Origin of the sequence: Pedobacter hiemivivus (genome assembly GCF_004331685.1) — a bacterium.
Lineage (GTDB): Bacteria > Bacteroidota > Bacteroidia > Sphingobacteriales > Sphingobacteriaceae > Pedobacter > Pedobacter hiemivivus.
On sequence record NZ_SJSM01000005.1, the window covers coordinates 287389 to 308382 of the forward strand.

General features: G+C 41.8%; 17 protein-coding genes. 6 read left to right on the plus strand and 11 right to left on the minus strand.

Features of this window, described 5'->3' with window-relative positions; genetic code table 11:
* Positions 1-39 precede the first annotated feature (39 nt).
* The 9 genes from EZ444_RS11680 to EZ444_RS11720 all read right to left on the minus strand — a co-directional run bounded on the left by EZ444_RS11680 (position 40) and on the right by EZ444_RS11720 (position 11364).
* Positions 40-1293, minus strand: a complete 1254-nt coding sequence (locus tag EZ444_RS11680) for a pectate lyase (RefSeq protein ID WP_131609135.1) — start codon at positions 1291-1293, stop codon at positions 40-42.
* On the minus strand, positions 1280-3799 hold the full coding sequence (locus EZ444_RS11685) for a glycoside hydrolase family 20 zincin-like fold domain-containing protein (RefSeq protein ID WP_131608974.1): 2520 nt from the start codon (positions 3797-3799) through the stop codon (positions 1280-1282). The genes EZ444_RS11680 and EZ444_RS11685 overlap by 14 nt, the downstream gene beginning before the upstream one ends.
* Positions 3796-5370, minus strand: a complete 1575-nt coding sequence (locus EZ444_RS11690; protein WP_131608976.1) for a glycoside hydrolase family 28 protein — start codon at positions 5368-5370, stop codon at positions 3796-3798. Before EZ444_RS11690 ends, EZ444_RS11685 begins: the two co-directional genes overlap by 4 nt.
* Positions 5363-6655, minus strand: coding sequence for a sugar MFS transporter (locus tag EZ444_RS11695; protein ID WP_131608978.1), 1293 nt, complete (start codon positions 6653-6655; stop codon positions 5363-5365). The genes EZ444_RS11690 and EZ444_RS11695 overlap by 8 nt, the downstream gene beginning before the upstream one ends.
* 3 nt (positions 6656-6658) lie before the next feature.
* On the minus strand, positions 6659-7474 hold the full coding sequence (murQ, locus tag EZ444_RS11700; protein WP_131608980.1) for an N-acetylmuramic acid 6-phosphate etherase: 816 nt from the start codon (positions 7472-7474) through the stop codon (positions 6659-6661).
* Positions 7475-7509: 35 nt separating this feature from the next.
* Entirely contained in the window at positions 7510-8802 is a 1293-nt protein-coding gene (locus EZ444_RS11705) for an MFS transporter (RefSeq protein ID WP_131608982.1), read from the minus strand.
* Positions 8799-9599: a sugar phosphate isomerase/epimerase family protein gene (locus EZ444_RS11710; protein WP_225874703.1), complete on the minus strand. Its 801-nt coding sequence runs from the start codon at positions 9597-9599 to the stop codon at positions 8799-8801. Before EZ444_RS11710 ends, EZ444_RS11705 begins: the two co-directional genes overlap by 4 nt.
* Positions 9596-10489, minus strand: coding sequence for a phytanoyl-CoA dioxygenase family protein (locus tag EZ444_RS11715; protein ID WP_131608984.1), 894 nt, complete (start codon positions 10487-10489; stop codon positions 9596-9598). The genes EZ444_RS11710 and EZ444_RS11715 overlap by 4 nt, the downstream gene beginning before the upstream one ends.
* A 101-nt stretch (positions 10490-10590) precedes the next feature.
* On the minus strand, positions 10591-11364 hold the full coding sequence (locus tag EZ444_RS11720) for a phytanoyl-CoA dioxygenase family protein (protein ID WP_131608986.1): 774 nt from the start codon (positions 11362-11364) through the stop codon (positions 10591-10593).
* A 160-nt stretch (positions 11365-11524) separates the two neighbouring features.
* On the opposite strand from EZ444_RS11720, the gene EZ444_RS11725 reads away from it, so the two are divergent.
* A complete protein-coding gene (locus EZ444_RS11725; RefSeq protein ID WP_131608988.1) occupies positions 11525-12406 on the plus strand; it encodes a helix-turn-helix transcriptional regulator in 882 nt (293 codons plus the stop codon).
* 60 nt (positions 12407-12466) lie between these two features.
* On the plus strand, positions 12467-13483 hold the full coding sequence (locus EZ444_RS11730; RefSeq protein ID WP_131608990.1) for a GntR family transcriptional regulator: 1017 nt from the start codon (positions 12467-12469) through the stop codon (positions 13481-13483).
* A 7-nt stretch (positions 13484-13490) separates the two neighbouring features.
* Here the strand turns inward: EZ444_RS11730 and EZ444_RS11735 are convergent, their stop codons facing one another.
* Positions 13491-14780, minus strand: a complete 1290-nt coding sequence (locus EZ444_RS11735) for a DEAD/DEAH box helicase (RefSeq protein WP_131608992.1) — start codon at positions 14778-14780, stop codon at positions 13491-13493.
* 270 nt (positions 14781-15050) lie between these two features.
* Between EZ444_RS11735 and EZ444_RS11740 the strand changes: the two genes are divergently transcribed.
* A complete protein-coding gene (locus EZ444_RS11740) occupies positions 15051-15479 on the plus strand; it encodes a VOC family protein (protein ID WP_131608994.1) in 429 nt (142 codons plus the stop codon).
* A 54-nt stretch (positions 15480-15533) separates the two neighbouring features.
* On the opposite strand, the gene EZ444_RS11745 is transcribed toward EZ444_RS11740, so the two are convergent.
* A complete protein-coding gene (locus EZ444_RS11745) occupies positions 15534-16325 on the minus strand; it encodes a response regulator transcription factor (RefSeq protein WP_131608996.1) in 792 nt (263 codons plus the stop codon).
* A gap of 200 nt (positions 16326-16525) precedes the next feature.
* On the opposite strand from EZ444_RS11745, the gene EZ444_RS11750 reads away from it, so the two are divergent.
* Genes EZ444_RS11750 through EZ444_RS11760 form a run of 3 tightly spaced genes read left to right on the plus strand, consistent with a single transcriptional unit; the run spans position 16526 to position 20990 of the window.
* Complete coding sequence (locus EZ444_RS11750; RefSeq protein WP_131608998.1) at positions 16526-17389, plus strand: DUF3575 domain-containing protein; 864 nt, start codon at positions 16526-16528, stop codon at positions 17387-17389.
* Positions 17390-17444: 55 nt separating this feature from the next.
* A complete protein-coding gene (locus EZ444_RS11755) occupies positions 17445-18530 on the plus strand; it encodes a winged helix DNA-binding domain-containing protein (RefSeq protein ID WP_131609000.1) in 1086 nt (361 codons plus the stop codon).
* Between the two features lie 51 nt (positions 18531-18581).
* On the plus strand, positions 18582-20990 hold the full coding sequence (locus tag EZ444_RS11760; protein WP_165503597.1) for an alpha/beta hydrolase family protein: 2409 nt from the start codon (positions 18582-18584) through the stop codon (positions 20988-20990).
* Positions 20991-20994 lie beyond the last annotated feature (4 nt).

A 20994-nucleotide genomic window follows, 5' to 3' on the forward strand; every position in this document is an offset into this window, starting at 1 on the left:
TTTAGAGTTTGCATTTGGTTGTTTGGTTAATATATTCGGTTAGTTCTGAAATGATTTAAATTTGTAGTAATCGCTTAAAAAGCGGAGTGCGAAGCTGGTACCGATGTCGCGGTTGACCAACCAGACCTTGCCCTTGGAGCGGATTCTGGTCTCTATGACCTGCCCTCTCAGGTTTTTATCGGGGTGGTCTTCAGCAAAACGATTGTGCACCAGCCAATAGGCAGACTTCTCGATATTGGCATCAAATTCCTTATAGCCTAATTTGGAAAGTTCCATCCATACGATGCCCGAAAGGGCAACTTCTGATCCCGTTACAGATCCTTTGTCTGGTGCTTTGCCATTTGTATAATTGTCGTAATACATGGTGCCATCTTTTTGCTGGGCTTTGGCATGCGTGCGTGCTGTTCTCGCCGCAGCCTCCAGGTACTTTCTATCTTTGGTTAGTTTAAAGGCTTCAATCAGCGATTCGGCATACCAGAGATTAAACCTGGGGTGGAAAGAGTGTACGTCCTTGAAATTAGGCATAAAGTCAGACCATATTCCGTTTTCATCTTGTAACTTCAACAGACTGTTACATAAATTGATGAAGGCATCTTTAAAAGCTGTATTGCCCGAAAACTCATAAGCATCTTTAAACAAGGAGCCCTCGGTATTTGGGCGGGAAACATCGAATAATGTTTGTTCACCAACCTTTTTATCCTTCCAGAAGGGACTGAATTCTTTCTGTACCGCACCAGTTTTCAAGTCTACATTGTCATAACACACCCCTTTCTCGGCATTGTACATATTTTTCATCATCCATTCAGCTGCCTCTGTAGCCGTCTTCGCATATTTTTTGTCTTTGGTTACCCTGCTCAGCTCATAAATACCTGGTGTACCATCGGATATGGTGGCAAAAACAATGACATCATCACCTATAAAATCACCATGTGTAGCACCAAGCATGCCTTTCAATTTGGGATGGTCTTTGATCTGCAGGCCAACCCAGTAGTTCCCGGCTTTCTTAGCAGCATTTAACCAACTTTCATTACCCCTGATCTTATAGCCTGCCAGCAGGGCATTGATAGCCTGGCCAGTATGCCATGGCACCTCATAAGGATACCATTTACCTTCCGTCAGGTTGTAATCACAACGTGATTTACCCTGCTCATCCAGGATCACATTGACAATACAATTGGCCGTCTGATCAATTGCGGTTACAATCTCTTCCTTTTTTACCTGGGAAAAGGCAGGAATTGAGGCGCTAATAAGGGCGACCAGGATTAAACTGGTCAGGATCTTAATCTGCTTCATGGCTCTCTTGGTTAGCATTGATAGTATATTTATGTTTATGGTTGGTTAGTGGCTCATTGGTGTCTAAGCGAAAGGTGAAAGCTGCATTTGTGGCATTACTTTTTACCTTTAACACGATATAATTGGTACCTGCTTTTAAAGGCAGGTCATAGGATTTCTCTTTTGGCAGGGCGATATTGCCTGCAGGGGCTACAGCACCTTCGGCAACCTGACTACCGTTACAGAATAGCTGCACTGCCGAGTTGTTTCCAATCCATGCTGATAGTGGTTTAGCGGTTTCAGTAGTGATCGTACAAAAAGCATAGACATAAGTATCGGCCCCAGGATTTTTAAATTTATCGATGATGCCACCATTGTCGGTATTGTATTTCATCCAGCGGGATTGCTTACCGTTGTACTGCGCAAAATCTCCGGGTTTGGGTGGATGATTGGCCTGTTGGTCTTCAGAATAAAGAAATTCAGGAAATGTGTTGTTTTTAAAAGGGCCACTGAGCAACCAGTAATTGAAATAGTAGCGATCGCTTTCCAGCACACTTAATCCTATAGTTGCAGCCTCAGGCAATTTGGCATTTCCCGCAGCATTGTTTATCGTTTTTAGTCTATCTTCAAGTCTATTTAAAGCAGCAATACGTGTTCGATAAGGTTTCAGTGCATAGTCCAGTGTATAAGGCTGGTTTTCCTGGTTCCATTTGTTTTGAAAATCAGCTTCCATAGCCACATAACGGTTTTTTAAGGATTGCAGCAGGGCTATCTGTTCGTTTAAACCTATGGCCTGTTTCCCCTCATTTTTCTGGTACCACTTTGCTATTGCCGCAATCTGTGTCCTGGTCTCAAAAAGCAGGTTGTAACGGTCTACAGTGTATTTTAATGTAGCGAGGTCGGAAAGATTTTTTGCAGGCTTTGCAAATTGCAGCAACGCTGCGGCTTCATTCACCAATCGTAAACCTTCTGGTACGTCTTTATTGTTCAGGATCAGGGTCTCGCCATCTAGGGGCAAAATTTGCTGCCACCAGATTTCGTGAGTCATATTGTAAGTCAGGGGCAGGTCTCTCAATTCCATCAACTTATCAATCGCTTTCACATAGGCGCCATTTTCGGTGCCATAAGCTGTTTTTTCATAGCGTTTATCAAACCCATCGTTGAAAACAGCTTTTGTATTCCAGCTTTTCTCTGCCGCCATATAAACACCATACCAATCTTCCGAAAACAGCTGGTCACCACCTTCGTCCCAAATGGTCGTACATGCACCAATAGTACCTTTTTCATAGCCTTCATTGATAAATCCGTTGATATTTGCTTTGGCGATGGCCAGATCAGGGAAGAGCCTGTTGGTGTTTAAAATACCCGGACAAACCATAAACTGCAGGTTACGTTTTACAAAAGGGTCTATCCATTTGCTGTACGATTTCGGATCACCATACTCCCAGGTCATATAAATAATATCTTTTGGCAGCATGTCCAGAATTTCCTCATGCTGTAATGCGATGTCGCCCCACATCATCAGTTTCTTGCCGTTCCTTTTAACCACATCATACAGGAACTTAAGATGGTCGGCATAGAATTTAGCGATACCGACACTATCGGTATATTTTTTAGATTTTCCCTTCCCCAGGTCAAAAGTCTCATCACAGTTGACATTGAAATAAGGAGAGCTGAAAGCACCACACATTTCAGTAATCACGCTTTCCAGAAAGTGTTTTGCCTTAGGATCGAGCGGTGAGATCATAGTAGAAGTTTCGCCCATCGACTGGTATTGGGGCAGGGACAAGATGTTATTGAAATGTCCGAATGACTGGAAGCTACCCACCAGCTGCATATGGTATTTCGCAGCATAAGCATCAAGCGCTTTGACATCGGCAATAGTCAGTTTTCCATCCGCAGGGGCAAAATCGGGATATGCATTAGTCTGGATCACATGCTCAATATAAAACGACAAGCCATTCACCTTTAAAGCGGCCATCCTTTCAATCTGCCGTTTGATATAGGCGACCTTTGAAATGGGGCCACGGCTAATGTCGTCAAACATGATCCTGTTAGGCAGGGACGGCCAGTCAGTAATAACCAACTCTTTATTCCAGCCGGCATCAGTTAATTGCCTTAAAGTCTGCAATCCGTAAAACAGGCCTGTTTCTGTGTTCGCCACCAGCAGCTGTTCCTTTTTGTTCAGAACCAGCACATAGCCTTCTTTTCCGATCTGTGTTTTCCAGTCAACCTTTAACTGTATAGTATACGCTTTTATCAATGCATCAACCATTTTGTTCCCGCTTAAGCTTAGCTTCAAGACGACACCAGTTCTTGTATCGGTGCTGTATTTAGCGACGTCAGCCAGGCGTTTCAACATAGGCAGATCTATCCCAATCGCTTTAACAGCTATGCTTTTACCCAATTTCATGGTAGCAACACCCTGCTCTACCTGTTGAGGATAAGGCACAACCGGAACCTCTGCCGCAAACAGTTTTATGTTCAGCAATAAGAGCAAAATGAGTATGTTTATTTTGCAGATCATTTTTTTATGATTTGATTACTGGTTGATTTAATTTTCGGATGATTGTTATTGCTTACCGCTACATCGGTTACCCTACCTTCCTTCCAGATGAAATGCTTTGCTGGATTGTACACTGAATTTGCGGTGATGAACCCCCTTGTTGTATTCTTCAGATAAATCAGTGCATTGGTATTTGCGCTGCTGTTCATTGTTAAGCCTTTAATTTCAAAATCGCTTGTATTTTCCAGTGCGATAGCAGGGCGCTCATCAGTCTCCGTAAAGGAGCAACTGATGTTGTTTAACCTGATACCTTTCACATGTTTGATAAATAAGCCATATGCGGGCAGCGGGCCAAACATAGTGGCTTCAGGATAATGATCAGCCAGGTTTTCCAGCTTCCTGAACATCGCATCAGCTTTAGCACCACCTGAACCAGATAGGGTAATATTACTTAGAGAGACATTTTCAATAATAGCATTTTCGAGTCCTATTACCGAACTGCCAGTAATGTCTGCACCTGTAGCCGTCACATTTGAAATGTGGATATTCCTGGCGATGCCAATACCTGGCGCCGGAGCGTTATCGGTATGTTTCCTTGCCCTGTTGCCCAGTCGGATAAACAAAGGCACCTGAGGGCCATCAATTACCACATTGCTGATGGTAATATTTTCCATAATCCCACCATCTACCATTTCCAGTGAAATACCGCTATTGCCGGCCGGCTTACCATAAATGGTGGTCAGCTGCGCAGATGGTTTGATCACAATATTGCTGACGGTCACATTCCTGAAACCACCGGTAGATTCTGTACCGAATTTCAACCCGTTACAATGACTACTGAATACACAATTACTGATGACAATATTCTCTGAAATGAGTTTAGAGGTACTTTTCAGGGTCAGGCCATCATCATCGGAATCTCCCTTAACATTGGTGATCAGTACATTTTTACAGCCGTCAATATCAATCATGTCGTTATTTTTATTCGAATGGTTCCAGATAGAAATACCATCTATGACTAGGTCTTCACAACCCAGGTAATGCTGCATCCAGAATGCAGAATTACGCAGATGAACCTCCTTAACGCTCACTTTTTTACAGCCTACAAACCAGATCAGGTACGGCCTGTTCATATAACGATCTGGTTTTTTGATCGTATTGATCTCGAAGCTCGCCCCCTGACCATCTATTGTTCCTGATCCTTCAATACCTATATTTTCGGCTTTATTGGCATAGATTAGTGCCTGCTTTGCCCAGTTTTCTCCATAAAAAGGGATTTCTGCCTGCTGATATGGGTAATTTGAGGCACCTTTAACGCCGATCAGTGTGCAACCATTAGCAAGGTAAAGGGTTACATTGCTTTTCATGACTATGGTTGCCGTCATGAAATTACCTGCAGAGAAGATCACTTTCCCCCCACCCGATCCCGCGCAGGCATCGATACTTTTTTGAATAGCTACAGTGTTTACGGTACTCCCATCGCCTTTGGCGCCATAGGTGGTTACCTCCACATCGGCTGCCTGTACAAGAATAGAAGTACCTGTGAGTATCACAAATAAGAAATTACGCATATGTAAGATTGAGCTAAGCATGATAAGTTTGTTTTTTAGTCCTGGAGATTTGGTAATACACATTAAAAAGGTAGCATGGAACCAATAGCAGGTAAGCGAGCTGGTTGTTGGAAATATGTGAAAGCCAACTGTAAACCAATGGCAGGATGGCACCACCTGCAATACCCATAATCAATATGGCTGATCCGCGGTTTAATAAGGCTCCACTTAATCCATGTAAAGCGAGTGGCCAGATTGCCGGCCAAAGCATCGCATTGGCAAAGCCTAGTAATGCGATAAATACGATTGAGGTCTGGCCCGGTACGAATACCGCAAGCAGTGTAAGCAGTATACCCAGCAGGGAAGAATACAAAAACGCCTTTTCCTGGGTGATGAGTTTAGGGATAAATAAAGCACCCAGAATATACCCCGTAAGCATAGATGCCAACGTATAAGAGGTGAGGCTTTTAGCGACATCAAGCCTTACCCCATGATAAATACCGTAATTACTGATGGTATCACCGGCAATTACTTCTACCGCTACGGTTACAAATATGGCTGTAAAACCTAGCGCAAATGCAGTATTATGGCTTTTACCGGTATTGGCCAGTTTTTGTTTTTCATTCAATGCCTGTTCTTCTTCCGAAGGTGTAATTTCAGGAAGATGCGCATACTTTATACCAAAGGCAATGATGCAGAGTATAATGGTTAACACAATATAGGGCATAATTACATCCCGGGCCAATTCGTCCAGGCGTGCGGTCTTTGCAATTGGAGCCAGGCTTTCCAATTCGGCCAGCAGACCATCAGAATTTTTAAGGATAATAGCACCCAGGATCATTGGCGCAAGGATACCTGCGAATTTATTACAAATCCCCATAATGCTGATCCGCTGTGCGGCCCTGGCTGGATCGCCCAGCTTGGTGATGTACGGATTTACTGCAGTTTGCAATAATGTAGTGCCTGCGCCTACCACAAACAAACCCAGTAGGAACAGTGGATAATAGCGCATCATGGCCGCGGGAACAAACAACAGACAGCCTGCAGCCATAATGAGCAAGCCCACCTGCATGCCTTTGATGATTCCTGTAAGCTGCAATATGCGACTGGATGGCAGCGCCATAAAGGTATACGAGATATAAAAGGCGAAGGTAACCAGATAGGCCTGCCATTCCTGTAGCTCGCAGGCAATACGCAGATAAGGGATCAGTGTTCCATTTACCCAGGTTACAAAGCCGAAGATGAAAAAGAAAAAACCGATGGTCATTACCTGTTTGACGTAAGTACCATTTGTTGCCGGCTTAGCCATGTTTACTATTGCATCCATAATTTACATTTTTAATTTTTCCATTGCATTCTTCACATTCCCATATTTTAACAGGCTTGCCTTAGCCTGCGCATAGTCTGTTATTCCGGTTTTCTCCATCAGCATTTTCACCCCACGCTCTACCAGCTTTTCATTGCTGATCTGCATATTCACCATACGGTTGTCTTGCACTTTCCCCAGCCTGATCATAACTGTAGTAGAGATCATGTTTAAAATCAATTTTTGGGCCGTCCCGCTTTTCATACGGGTACTGCCGGTAACAAACTCCGGACCTACCACCGCTTCAATTGGAAAATCTGCATATTCAGCTATTGGTGAATCGGCATTGCATACGATACAAGCAGTAAGGATACCATGCTCCTGTGCTTTTTTCAAAGCCCCCAAAACATAGGGTGTAGTACCGCTGGCGGCTATGCCGATCAGGATATCCTGATTGCTAATGTTGTATTTTTCCAGATCCAACCAGCCTTGTTCATGACTATCTTCCGCATCCTCAATACCAAAACGCAAGGCTTCATCGCCACCGGCCATAATACCGATCACCACATCGTCTGGCACCCCGTAAGTAGGCGGGCATTCGCTGGCATCCAGTACACCTAACCTGCCACTGGTACCTGCGCCGATGTAAAACAGCCGACCTCCTTGTTCCATGTGTAATGCAGCCGCATCAACCAGTCCTGCAATGCGGGGCACCAATCCACGTATCACAGCTGCAATGGAGGCATCTTCATCGTTAATGTGGTTCAGCAGTTCTTCTATCGACATCTTTTCAAGATGACGGTAGACTGATGGCATTTCGGTTGTTCTGATAAAACTCATTTTTATATAGAAGCTATGTTAAATTCTCATTTTTGTTAAAGTTTAACCTTTTCCATTTTAGGAGCAAGCAGGTGTATGACCAGCCATGCGACCAGAAATGAACAGCCACAGACTAGGAAAATGACGTTATAGCCTGCGACAATATTTCCTGTGCTTTTGTAAAAATCGAGGATAAAACCAATAAACATGGGAAAGAGCACACCACCTATGGCACCGGCCATGCCGCCTAAACCGACTACAGAGCTCACCGCCTTTTTAGGGAACATGTCTGAAACAATAGTAAAGATATTGGCACTCCAGGCCTGGTTTGCGGCTACCGACAGACTAATGAGGGCAATTACAAACCACATATTGGTCGTATAACGGGTTGCCATTACCGGGATCACACAGATGGCGGCAACCATTAATGCCGCTTTACGGGCTTTGTATACCGGCCATCCTTTTTTAATGAGCCAGGAAGAAAGGTAGCCCCCTCCGATACTGCCGATCATGGTACCGGTATAAACGATCACGAGCGGCAGACTTGGCTTTTTAAGGTCGAGGTGAAAATAAGTGGCGAAATAAGAAGGCAACCAGAACAGGAAAAAGTACCAGATCGGATCAGTAAAAAACTTACCGGCAATAAATGCCCAGGTTTGTTTAAGGCTCAACAGCTTTTTCCAGGTAACCGTACTGGTATCGTTATCTTCCAGAAGTGCATCCTCATCACTATTGATATAAGCGAGTTCTGCCGGTTTCAATTTCTTTTGCTTAACAGGGATCTCATAAAAAGAGATCCAGGCGGCCAGCCAGACAAAGCCCAGAGCCCCGGTTACAATAAATGCCATTTGCCAGCCGTATACCGACAGGATCCAGGGCACCAGGATTGGTGCCACACATGCACCGATGTTAGATCCGGAATCAAAAATACCTACGGCAAGCGCCCTTTCTTTTTTAGGAAACCATTCGGCAACAGTTTTAACACCTGCGGGATAATTACCGGATTCTCCCATTCCCAGTAAGGCACGCATGGCGCCAAAGCCAAAGGTTGTTCTTACGGCTGCATGCAGCATGGCTGCAATGCTCCATACGGTGATAGAAATGGTATAGCCCAGTTTTGTGCCTATTTTATCTATTAGTTTTCCATAAAACAGCTGACCTAAAGCGTAAGTCGCTGTAAAAGCCATTACGATATGACTGTAATCAGTCTCTGTCCAGCTAAATGTTTTTTCCAGACTTGGTTTCAGCAGACCGAGAATCTGTCTGTCCAGGTAATTGATAGTTGTCGCAGCAAATAGCATAAAGCAAATGAACCACCTGTAATTTCCGATCTTAGTTTCTTTTATCATGATTGGTTTAGCTGATATCTGTTTTTTAAAAGGTTCATTATATACAGGTTGTTTTGCCATTGCCTCTCCTGTGGCAGATGGTGTGGCATGTAAGGAATAGGGCCAAACTCCGGTGTGATGGTCAATATGTCCCCTTTATAATTTTCGACCACTTTATCCCAGCAGTTCAAATGAAAAGCCAATGCTTCCGCATATTCGGGAAGCGATGGATCTGCTACCTGTGGTCCCTGTGCGAAGCCTACCCTTGCATGGATATGTGCGGTATGCTTGATAGCCAGGTTAACTACCTCAGGCTGATCCTGCAACAGGCTCTCTGCTACAGCACACCAGTGCGAAACATCAAGGGTAAGCTGCAATTCCGGCCGTTGATTAAGGAATGGAGCGGTTACATGTGCGGCATAAGCAAACCTGCCGCGGTGGGTTTCATGTACAATCCGGACTCCCGTTTCTTTTTCTATTTTTTGGGCGCTATCCAATAGGCTGCAATTCTGTTCCCAGCTAAAAAAGTCCCTGCCCGTATGCGAATTGATGAACAGTGGTTTTAATGCGGCCAGCTTATGCAGCCTTTCCTCATACTCCTGCTGATGCGACTTCAGGTTTATAGCTGTTGTTTCCCAATGCTGGGCTATAAACTTCAATCCGTATTTTTCCAGCCCCTCCATAAACTCATTCTTTTCTCCTTCAGCAGGCAGATCTGTTTCTACGCCCTGGTAACCATGCGAAATGATCCCGCTAAAAAATTCATCCCAGCTATTCATTTTTTGTCCCCATGTTGTACAAAAGTAAAGTATCCTCATAAGCGTAGTTTTAGTGGTTCATCAAACAATAAAGGGTGAAACTGGCCTCCCATCTTTGTTCCTTTAGGAATTGGTATAGCTCCTGGCATCAGTTCCTTATCGGTATCAGACAAGGTTCCATCTGCGAAAACATTCAATACATAAGCCCGTCTTCTGTTCAGCGACTTGTTCTCATAAGAACCATGAACCAACAGGGGATGATGAAAAGTACCATAACCCTTTTTCAGCTCTATAGGCACAGGCTTAAATTCCGCCATTTGCTGTTCGTTAAGCTGGGCCAGCAGGCCGTCCATTTCTCCGGCAAGCTCAGGCTTATCCAGCAGCCCCCAGCGATGACTATCGGGCACATAATACAAACAACCGTTCTCTATAGTAGCATCATCCAAGCCAACCCAACAGGTTAAATGATGCATAGGTATCGTACGTGTCCAATACGAATAATCCTGGTGCCAGGCGACTACACCACCATGCTGTGCGGGTTTATAAAACAACTGATCATGCCAGAAACGCACAGCCTTATTCCCAAGCAGCTGACTTGCGGCCATTACAAAAGCAGGGTTCCACAGTACATCATGAAAACCAGGTGTAACCCGCCATGCCCCTAATGCGTGAAATAGTACCGCATTAGGATCTGAAGACTCATTGGAATAAAACTGATGGAACAAAGCACTTCCCGGATGTTGCGGATCAATAATCGCATCGAGCTCATCCCGTAGTATTAAGATCTGTGCCTCATCCAAAAATTTAATACCACTTACATATCCGTGCTCCCTGTAACACTCCATCTGCTCCTCATTAAGCTTATACTGTTCCCATTCCTCCCTGCTTTCAGGCCACTTAAATAAACCTGAAACCTGGGTATGAAATTTGGATAAGTCTTTATATTCCATAGTAAAACATGTTATAAAAAATGTAAACTAGTACATACTGGTACATAAATATAAACAACATATATTTCAGTTCCAAACCTTTATTTTAACATTTAAAGATGTTAATCTTTGAAATCGTCATTCTTCAATTTTCTGTCGCCCGCATTGTTTCTTCCATGGTCAAAACCCCGCTCCCTTTCATATTTTATCATTTCGGCCGGTCTGAAATTTAAGATAAAAGCCCTCCGCTCGGTATGGGTTGAATTACCTCTGCTGTAATGCAGGGTACGGCCCTGGTGGAAAGTACAGGAACCCGGTTTAAGCTCAATATATACGCCTTCATTTTCTGTTGCATTACAAGTTAGTGCACCACCTTCTTTTCCGGCAAAACGATGTGGTCTTACCTCTTTTAAATTAGAGCCCGGCACAAACCACATACAACCATTATCCACCGTTGCTTCATCCAGGGCCAGCCAACAACTTGCGGCACGCTTATCGGGCACATTTAGCCAGTAAGCTTCGTCCTGGTGCCAAGGCGTAATGGTATTGGTATTCGGGGCTTTATTGATCAGCATGTCAAAATCCATCTCAGCATCATCGCCGATCAGTTCTCTGCTAATGGCCAGTGCCCGCTGATGAAATGGCATATCTATCAGCTCCTTCACAAAATCACTTGGCCACATGATCTGGGTAATACTCTCCCTGGTTTTACTTTTTCCTAATCCATCACCAAGATCCGAGCGGTTAGCGCCTACATCTATCTTCTTAGACAGGAAATCGTTATAAATGTCCTTATAGTGTTCAATCTCATCGGGAGTAATAATATCTTCAACGGTCAAGTATCCGTTAGCATTAAAAAAAGCGATCTGTTCAGCAGATAAATACTTCTTGTTCATACGCACATATTTGGTTTTATAATCCTACAAGCAATGTCTATAAATCATCACAAGCGTTTGGCTGAATGATTCAATATTTGATTTGCTGAATTATTTTATCAAATTTAACTTTTGAGCAATAGCAAAACTTTCAATTTAGTAGGAACATACAATTTTATACATGTCAGATTTTGATACCCGCTCCACCACAGAAAGGAGCATTATAAATTTTAAAAAGTTTAATCTCGATGAGAAGATCAGGTTAGGCCGGTATTCCTACAAGCATGTACATGGCGAACTGGAAACCCATTCGCATGATGGCATGATGGAGATCTGTTATTGTGATAAAGGTATGCAGGTATACGAGGTGAATGGCAAAGAGTACCAAATCAGGGGTGGCGATGTATTTATTACCTTCCCCAATGAACCTCATGGAACAGCCCGGCACCCTGAAGAAAAGGGAGCTTTATACTGGCTGATCGTTCAGATTCCCAAAAATGAACGTTTCCTACATTATGATGATGAAGAATCAGCTGTATTTATAAAAGAACTAATGTCGATCGGACAAAGGCACTTCAAGGGAACTGATAGTATGAAGAAGATGCTGGACCAGCTCTTTATCCTGCACGAAGAACCTGTACAACAACCGCTACATAAATTGCAGACCTTAAACCTGATCAGCAATTTTTTATTAACGGTAATTGAATATTCGCAGAAAAATGTAGCCAGGGAGCAGTCCGACAGAATCTCGGAAATCAGAAACTATATCCATACCAATATTTACCAAAGTCTGCCTATTGAGCTGCTGGCCAAAGAACTCTGCATGTCGGATTCCCATTTTAAAAGCTGGTTTAAAAAGGAGTTTGGAATGCCCCCGGTAGATTATATTTTACGTACCAGGGTTGAGGAAGGGAAAAAACTATTGCAATTACCAGATGCTGAATCGGTAACCTCCATTGCTTTTAAGCTCAATTTCTCTTCTTCTCAATACTTCGCGACCGTATTTAAAAAGTATACAGGAGTAAGTCCGGCGGAATTTAAACAGCGCCACCTAAAAACTTAATTGCTATATTTTAATAGAATTATGACCTATTTTTGCGAAGACTAAACATGACCAAGAAAGATGAGCTATAATGATGCTGGGATCATAAAAATTGACAATGCGTTATCACTGCCATTGTATAAACAGATCGTTGCTTCTGTTCATGAGGCTATATCCAATGGCACATTAAAAAATGGCGACATATTACCTTCTGTAAATTCAATTGCCGCAGCACATTCACTGGCACGGGGCTCTATATTTAAGGCGTATAACGAATTAAAGACTGCCGGAATTATTGATTCTACACCCGGAAAAGGCTATTTTGTAACCAGCACCAATGTCCAAGTCAAGAAAAACATTTTTTTGTTACTCAGTACATTCAATCCCTATCGGGAAGTATTATACAATGCCTTTATAGACCAGATCAAAAATCAGGCAACGGTAGACCTTTACTTTCACCACCATAATATCAGTGTTTTTGACACACTGATCCGAAATCATGCAGCCTATTACAACACTTTTGTAATTATGCCGGAGATCAACAAAAAAACAAATGGTATTTTAAAACAGCTGGATGCTAAAAAGCTTTTCATCCTTGATTCGGGCTTAAATGAATTTGGCAACGACTACCCCTGCGTTTGCCAGAATTATGAAAAGGATATTTCGGGAATACTTAAAGCACATTTTGAGCAGCTTAAAAAATACAAAAGGATCATTTTATTGTTTCCTGACAACATTAAAACTGAAGGTGTAGTAAATGGTTTTACATCGGTATTCAAAAAAACAGATTTCCCGGCAGAGGTGATCAGGAATACCAGCGATTATGAACCGCAGCAGTTTGACTGCTGTATTATTATGGACGACATTGACCTGGTAAAAATGATGCGTGTCACAAGGAAGAACAAGTGGAAACTCGGCACTGATATCGGCATTCTTTCTTACAACGAAACACCACTCAAAAGCATTATCGCCGATGGCATTACGACTATTACCACAGATTTTGAACAGATGGGAAAGTCAATGGCCGATATGATCATTAAAAACAAACCAAGCCGTATAGAGAATCCTTTTCTGATGATAGATAGGAAATCTTTTTAAGAAGCACTTAGCCGTGCTTCTTCTTCATCGTCATTTTAGCCTTTTGCCCTATCCCGTAGTTATGGGTTTTTGAATTACTTTCCTTTTTCTCATGGAAAGCTCCACCACCAATAGGTCCTTCAACAACTACTTTTTTGGTTTTAATCGAGGCTGCTTTGGCAGCTTTATCAATCACCAAATCTTCAGGCAAATCCATCACATCGATTTTTTTACCCATAGATTGTTCAATCTTTCTTACTTCAGCAAGTTCAAGGTCAGTCGCAAAAGTAATTGCAACCAGTTCGTTCGCATCCCCTTTAACCACCCTTCTTAAGAAAGTTTCCTTTTCTTCAGGAATCTCAAAATGGAACATAAAATTGATACCCGAAAGATCAAGATCCGACGTACCTTCATTCGCGACAATTAAAACTCTCGCTTCAGGAGTATCCTTAAAATCCGCTATATGATCAAAACCATCCTCATCAAAAAACAAAGGGTTTAATACAGTAACAGCACCAGGTGTCGCCGAATGCAAGTTTTTAGCCAACTTTTGAGCAGTTAAACGAGTATTTACAAACACAACAACCTTATCAAATACCTCATCGTCCCTTAGTAAAAGATTCAACAGGTTAATCTTTGTCTTAGCATTAGGTACCTGATACAGTAAAAGCTCATGCGTTTCCACTTCACTATCACCCAAATCTTCCACTTCAATTGTGGTCGGAAAATTCATAAACTGATCAATCATCAGGCTCAGTTTATCATGTATTACAGTAGTAAATATCAAATGTTGTACTTTACCGGCACTTCTGGCCAGCTCGGCCACAGGCAATTGCATCCCTTGCTTTACAATCACTTCTGCATCATCAACAATAAAAGTTTGGAGTCTATTTAAGTTTAAACCTAGCTTAAGGTAAATAGCACGTGCCCTTGTTGGTGTAGCTACAACAATATCAATTCCATCTAAAAGAACCTGAATATCCTCATCCATACCACCTGTACCGTATAAGCCAATAATCCGCAAGTCTCTGTTTTTACTTAACAGCATAAACTCTGCAATTAAAGCCTCTACACGTTCTCCATCTGGAACCAGAATCAATACTTTAGGAGCTTCATCCCTACTGTATTTTAGCCTCATTAAAACACCAAGCACATAAGTGGTAGTTTTACCACAGCCTTCGGGACCAATAGCAATTATATCCTGCCCACCAATAATCCGTGACATTGTTTTTGCCTGAATTTCTTTTGCAGAGATGTATCCCGCATCATTCATTGCGGCTATAAGCGACTTGCTTAGTTTTAATTTATCTAACGACACAGTATCTTTATTAATTAATCAATTCGCAAATTTACGGATTTTACCATGTACTACACCTTTCTATCTGTAAAAGATGTCAATCAATCTACTTACGTTAGAAATGCTGATCACAATTATGCCGCAGACCACCCCTAACATTGGCGTATTACCACCCATCCATTTCAGACCATTCGGGTTAATTTTGAATTGTAAGAGCAGACAATAAAAACGTTTGTTATTAACAGTACAACCTATCAAATAACATAAAACTTACACTTAAAATTCAAAATTATGACCACGCTTAATCCTTATTTGAACTTTCCGGGGACAACCGAAGAAGCTTTTAATTTGTATAAAACTATAATTGGTGGCGAGATCACAATGATCATGCGTTTCAGGGATATGCCCGATGATAAAACACCCGAAAATGAAAAAGACAAAATCTGTCACATTTCACTAAAATTTCCTAACGGCAACATTCTTATGGCAACAGACACATTGGAATCAATGGGACAAAAAATAATATTGGGAAACAACTTCTACCTATCTCTTGGTGTAGAGAGTGAAGCCGAAGCAGACCGCATTTTTAAGGAGCTATCTCCCGGTGGAAAAGTAGAGATGCCAATGGAAAAAATGTTTTGGGGAGACTATTTCGGCATTGTCCAGGATAAATTCGGAACCCAATGGATGATTACTTATACCTACCCGCAAGCAAAATAAATCAACTAATTGATCTGCACAGTAATGCGATGGCTGACTGTGCAGATCATCTTTTTATATTACCCCATTTTTAATTGCAAAACTGACCAAAGCAATGGCATTTGCTGTATGCGTTTTATCATGCATATGTCTGCGGTGATTATTGATCGTATGCTCGCTAATAAACAACTTATCGGCAATCATTTTACTACTCAACCCCTCTGCCATCCACAACAGCACTTCCTTTTCACGCTTAGAAAACAGCTTATCTTCCTCGTTTAGGTAATACACCTTTTTGTAGATGGACTCATGCTCACCTATTCCAATACCATCAACTTTATCAACCGTTTGTACGATAGAATTGTGGTTACCAAAATGATTGATGTTCATGATCATCCCCATACTAAAGATCGGATTCCCTTCCTTATCTGATAAAAAACAATTACGCTGAAGAAAATCTTCATAAATACCTTCCCTGTTTTTCATCCGCTGTGTATAAGAGAAAACATAGTTCTTATGTTCTTCCGGTTTGATTTTTTTTAAAATGTCCAGTCGATCCGGAAAAATCTCTTTATCAAAAACATTTAAATGATCAGGATCATAAATCTGAAGCGTATGATTAATCCCATCTTTTAAAAAACATTCGGAACTGTAACCGGCAAAATTATCAGACATGTTGATATACATCCCCGTCCGATAATCCAGCAAGTAAATAAATGGGACATTGTATCTAAAAAATGAGTAAGCGAAACCATTGGCTTTGATGAAATCATCAAATGCAGTTAGGCTAAATTGGCTGGACTCATGAACACGCTGCCTTAAGTTCTCCAAATAGCCAAACCATGTTGGCCTACTTTTCGTTTTCATAGCACATTTTTATTTTATTGAATGACTAAATCTAAGGGACGATGTATACTACTATACACTCAGAAAGCAAAATAGTTTTATAAACTCATGTCGGCTTCATTACCATTGAAAAACAAAATTATACTCCAATGAAAAATGACAACAAATTGCTATATACTAAGAAGTTAACTAAGCTTAAATTTAACTAAATTTTTCGCACCATGAAACATTTCTTAACCTTAAGGGCTCCTGGGATTTCAATACTCTGGGGGACGTTACTCCTGTTAGCACTATCTGCAACCGGAGCAAAAGCACAGTCTGAAACAGACAGCATAAATACAGATAGCACAAATACAACAATTGACACTCCTAGAGTGGAAAAGGATCCTAGGCCTTATCGAAAAAATCTGATAAAGATCAACCTCGCTGCGTTAACCATGTTAAAAAGTTACAACTTTAGTTACGAGCATTTACTAGGCCGAAAAGTCAGTTTTGTATTTGGATACAATAAGATGTCAGAAAATACACTGTCGGACCTTCCAATTACAGAAAGAGTATCCGACAAAATATTTGATGATGATGACAGGATAAAAGATGATCTGGACAGAATCAGGGTTTCAAATACAGCCTATACTGCTGAGTTTCGCTTTTATGGTGGCCAATTCTCCGGAGCAAGAGGTTTTTATCTCGCCCTATATGGTCGGTACGTGAATACCAAGATTAATTATGATTATGAATTCCAGGCCAACACCAGAACCTATAACGTTCCTTTAAAATCGAACTTAAAAGGCTATGCGGGCGGTATTCTACTGGGAAGTCAATTCATCATTTCCAGGACCATATCACTTGACATTTATGTTGGTGGCCATTATGGAACCATAAAAGGCGATGCTGATGGACCTGTTGATTTAAGTACAATGTCGCAACAGGACAAAACGAATTTAAGAGAGGATATCGAGAGTACGACGACCATACGGGATAAACAATACGTAAATGCAACAGTCACCAATTCAGGTGTAACAGCAAAAGTAAAAGGTCCGCTGATTGGTTTAAGAGGTGGATTCAGTTTAGGAATTGCATTCTAATCGGGGATTGCTTTAGGCTCTTTTGATCTGTAAGTTAGTTTATTTAATTTGCAGGATGACAAAAGCAGCGTTACTGAATCATAGACTTGTTAACCAACAGATCTCGGAAACTGTATTTAAAACCCCTCAGGAAATTGTGAGCTGGATGGTGGCCATGCAAGCTCAGGAATATGCAATGTCGAAATGGGCAATTGCCCTACGCTTAAAAGGAGTAACAGAACAAGATGTTGAAAAAGCTTTTAATGAGGGTTTAATTTTAAGAACACATTTGTTACGGCCAACCTGGCATTTTGTAACTCCGACAGATATCAGGTGGCTAATTGGACTCACTGCGCCCAGGGTTGAAGCAGTTATGGCTTTCTATAACCGCGAATTGGGACTTGAGAGAAATCTGTTTAACAAATGTAATAATCTAATAACCAAAGCGCTTGAAGGTGGCAAACACCTTACGCGAGCGGCGATTGCTGCGGAGCTACTGCGCTCGGACATTCCTTTGAATGGACGTCAAATAGGGCATGTAATGATGCAGGCAGAACTTGACTGTATAGTTTGCAGTGGTGCGAGACAAGGCAAACAGTTTACCTATGCCCTATTTGATGAACGCGTACCTGCGGCTAAACCGATGCCACGTGAGGAAGCATTGGCCCTATTGGCGCATAAATACTTTAGTAGTCGAGGGCCGGCGACAATCAAAGACTTTTCAGTATGGTCGGGTTTAACACTCACCGAAGCAAAAAAAGGAGCAGCATCAATGAGCAGTTCGGCTTTTTTTGAGGAAACCTTTGAGGGCAAAACATATATTTTACCTTTCGAAAATCCTTCCGGTATTTTCAACCGAGCTGTAACAAGCTTATCCAAAAGCTTCCTCATGCCCGATTATGATGAATATGGCATGGGCTATATAGACCGCAGCGCTATATTTAACCCGATTAAAATAACTCCCGACTTTAAAAGAAACAATCCAGTGTTTAACAGGATGATCATTATAGATGGTATAATTGAAGGCACATGGCAGCGAACCTTAAAAGGGAAATCCCTTGTTGTGGAGACATTCCCATTCCATACTTTAAATAAAATACAATCCTCAGCCCTATCCAAGGCAGTCGAAAGGTTTGTCAATTTCGCTGAACACAAATGGTAATCTTAACTGAAAGAATCTTAAGTTTATACTTTGTAAAGTTAAATATCGATTATGAAAAGACTTATACTTCATCTATTTCTACTAGCTGGCTCCATTAACCTTTACGCGCAAGATGCCGTAGATTATCAAATACCTCCAAAAGAGATGGCCGACCTGCTACTAGCCAAACCAACACCTGCAGTTAGCATTGATAGTAAGGCAGAATGGATGTTGTTAAGTGGTCGTAATTCTTATCCATCGGTAGAGGAACTGGCCATGCCTGAATACCGCATTGCAGGATTACGAATCAACCCTGACAATTACTCGCTAAGTAGACAAACCTATATCAACAGCCTTACACTTAAAGACATTAAGACTGATAAAAATTTTACCATTACAGGCCTTCCAACTCCATTATTTGCCGGAAATATAAGCTGGAGCCCTGATGAGAAAAAAATAGCTTTCACCAATACCACTCAAAAAGGGGTAAATCTTTACCTCATTGATATTGCAACCAAAAAAGCGACAAAAATCAATACGCAATTCCTTAATATGGTACTTGGCACAGGTGTAACCTGGCTAAATCCAAGCACCTTATTGTACAAAGTGGCTACAAGGCCTGCCAGTGCAGCGCCTAAAAAACCTTTAATGCCTAAAGGCCCTACGGTACAACAAAACTTAGGCAAAGCCGCCCCAAGTGCAACCTATCAGGATTTAATTAAATCACCATACGACGAGCAATTGTTTGAGTTCTTCGCTACCGCTCAGTTGGTAAAAAATAAAAATGGTGTAGAAACACCTATTGCTAAACCTGCAATTTATTCGAGCGTAAGCAGCTCTCCTGATAAAAATTATTTGCTGATCAGAACGATAAAAAAACCTTTCTCTTACCTCGTTTCTGCAAATGGCTTCCCCTCTACCCTAAGTATAACAGATTTAAGTGGAAAACTGGTTAAAACACTTGCAGAACTACCTTCAAGCGAGGGCCGACCTTCCGGCTATGACAATGTACAAAACCTGCCTCGAGGCTATGACTGGCGCGATGACGAACCTGCCACCATCATCTGGGCACAGCCTTTGGATAGCGGATTAATCAAAAAACAAGTAGACTTTCATGATGCCGTTTATGCCTTAACGGCCCCTTTTAATGGGGAAGCAAAAGAACTTTTCAAAACCCAAATGCGCTATCAAGGAACTGCCTGGGGTGATGCTTCCCTGGCAATGGTACAAGAAGGACTACGAAGTAAGCAAAAACTTAAGGTAAGCCGCTACAATACCACAACTGGCAGCTTAGAGACTTTGTACGAGCGCAACGAAACCGATGCTTATAATGATCCTGGAGAACCTGTTACTACTAAAAATAAATATGGCCGACAAGTTATTCAACTCCTCAACAACGGAACTCAGCTATTGATGAACAATACCGTTGGTTCTTCGCCCAAGGGAGACTTACCCTTTCTCGCTAAGTTTGATCTGGGCACAAAAAAGAATGAGCTCATTTGGCGTAGCGCAGAAGGAACTTACGAAGTTGTCGTTGATGTATCGGATGCAAACAAGCTTGTTTTATTAACCAGAAAAGAATCGCAAAAAGAGGTTCCTAATTATTTCATCAAAAATTTAATACTCCGCATAGCCAACCGCCAGATCACCAACTTTACCAACCCCTATCCGCAACTGGATGGTGTTAGTAAAGAAAAAATCACCTACAAACGGGCTGATGGCATTGACTTAACTGGCAACTTATATCTGCCTAAGGGTTATGACAAAAGCAAAGATGGGCCCCTCCCCGTACTGGTCTGGGCTTATCCACGCGAATTTAACTCTGCCGCCGATGCTGCACAAATCAGAGGCTCTAAGGATCGTTTCACTACCATTAGCTGGGCTTCTCCTATTTATTGGGTTACACAGGGCTATGCCGTACTAGACAATGCAGAGATGCCAATTGTATCAGTAGAAGGGAAAAAGCCAAATGATACTTTTATTGAGCAACTAAAACTAAATGCGGAAGCAGCAATTAACAAACTGGTTGACGCGAAGGTTGGCGATAGAAATCGTATGGCCGTTGGTGGCCACAGCTATGGAGCTTTTATGACCGCCAACTTACTTGCGCATACCAACTTGTTTAAAGCTGGCATTGCACGTAGTGGTGCCTACAACAGAACATTAACTCCATTTGGTTTCCAAAACGAGGAACGCACCTATTGGGAGGCTCCACAACTGTATTATGAGATGAGTCCGTTTAGTTACGCCAACAAAATTAAAACACCATTACTATTGATACATGGTGATTCGGATAACAATCCGGGAACCTTCCCGATCAATAGTGAACGTCTATTTAATGCCATTAAAGGCTTTGGTGGCACCAGTCGTTTTATATTTTTACCTTATGAATCACATAGTTATAGCGGTAAAGAAAACTTGCTTCATATGCTTTGGGAAATGAACACCTGGCTTAACAAATATGTAAAGAACGCCAAGTAAATTT

Coding starts and splice junctions, on each gene's coding strand:
- EZ444_RS11680 (WP_131609135.1), bottom strand. CDS start 1,293: ATGAAGCAGATTAAGATCCTGACCAGTTTAATCCTGGTCGCCCTTATT.
- EZ444_RS11685 (WP_131608974.1), bottom strand. CDS start 3,799: ATGATCTGCAAAATAAACATACTCATTTTGCTCTTATTGCTGAACATA.
- EZ444_RS11690 (WP_131608976.1), bottom strand. CDS start 5,370: ATGCTTAGCTCAATCTTACATATGCGTAATTTCTTATTTGTGATACTC.
- EZ444_RS11695 (WP_131608978.1), bottom strand. CDS start 6,655: ATGGATGCAATAGTAAACATGGCTAAGCCGGCAACAAATGGTACTTAC.
- murQ (WP_131608980.1), bottom strand. CDS start 7,474: ATGAGTTTTATCAGAACAACCGAAATGCCATCAGTCTACCGTCATCTT.
- EZ444_RS11705 (WP_131608982.1), bottom strand. CDS start 8,802: ATGATAAAAGAAACTAAGATCGGAAATTACAGGTGGTTCATTTGCTTT.
- EZ444_RS11710 (WP_225874703.1), bottom strand. CDS start 9,599: ATGAGGATACTTTACTTTTGTACAACATGGGGACAAAAAATGAATAGC.
- EZ444_RS11715 (WP_131608984.1), bottom strand. CDS start 10,489: ATGGAATATAAAGACTTATCCAAATTTCATACCCAGGTTTCAGGTTTA.
- EZ444_RS11720 (WP_131608986.1), bottom strand. CDS start 11,364: ATGAACAAGAAGTATTTATCTGCTGAACAGATCGCTTTTTTTAATGCT.
- EZ444_RS11725 (WP_131608988.1), top strand. CDS start 11,525: ATGTCAGATTTTGATACCCGCTCCACCACAGAAAGGAGCATTATAAAT.
- EZ444_RS11730 (WP_131608990.1), top strand. CDS start 12,467: ATGAGCTATAATGATGCTGGGATCATAAAAATTGACAATGCGTTATCA.
- EZ444_RS11740 (WP_131608994.1), top strand. CDS start 15,051: ATGACCACGCTTAATCCTTATTTGAACTTTCCGGGGACAACCGAAGAA.
- EZ444_RS11745 (WP_131608996.1), bottom strand. CDS start 16,325: ATGAAAACGAAAAGTAGGCCAACATGGTTTGGCTATTTGGAGAACTTA.
- EZ444_RS11750 (WP_131608998.1), top strand. CDS start 16,526: ATGAAACATTTCTTAACCTTAAGGGCTCCTGGGATTTCAATACTCTGG.
- EZ444_RS11755 (WP_131609000.1), top strand. CDS start 17,445: ATGACAAAAGCAGCGTTACTGAATCATAGACTTGTTAACCAACAGATC.
- EZ444_RS11760 (WP_165503597.1), top strand. CDS start 18,582: ATGAAAAGACTTATACTTCATCTATTTCTACTAGCTGGCTCCATTAAC.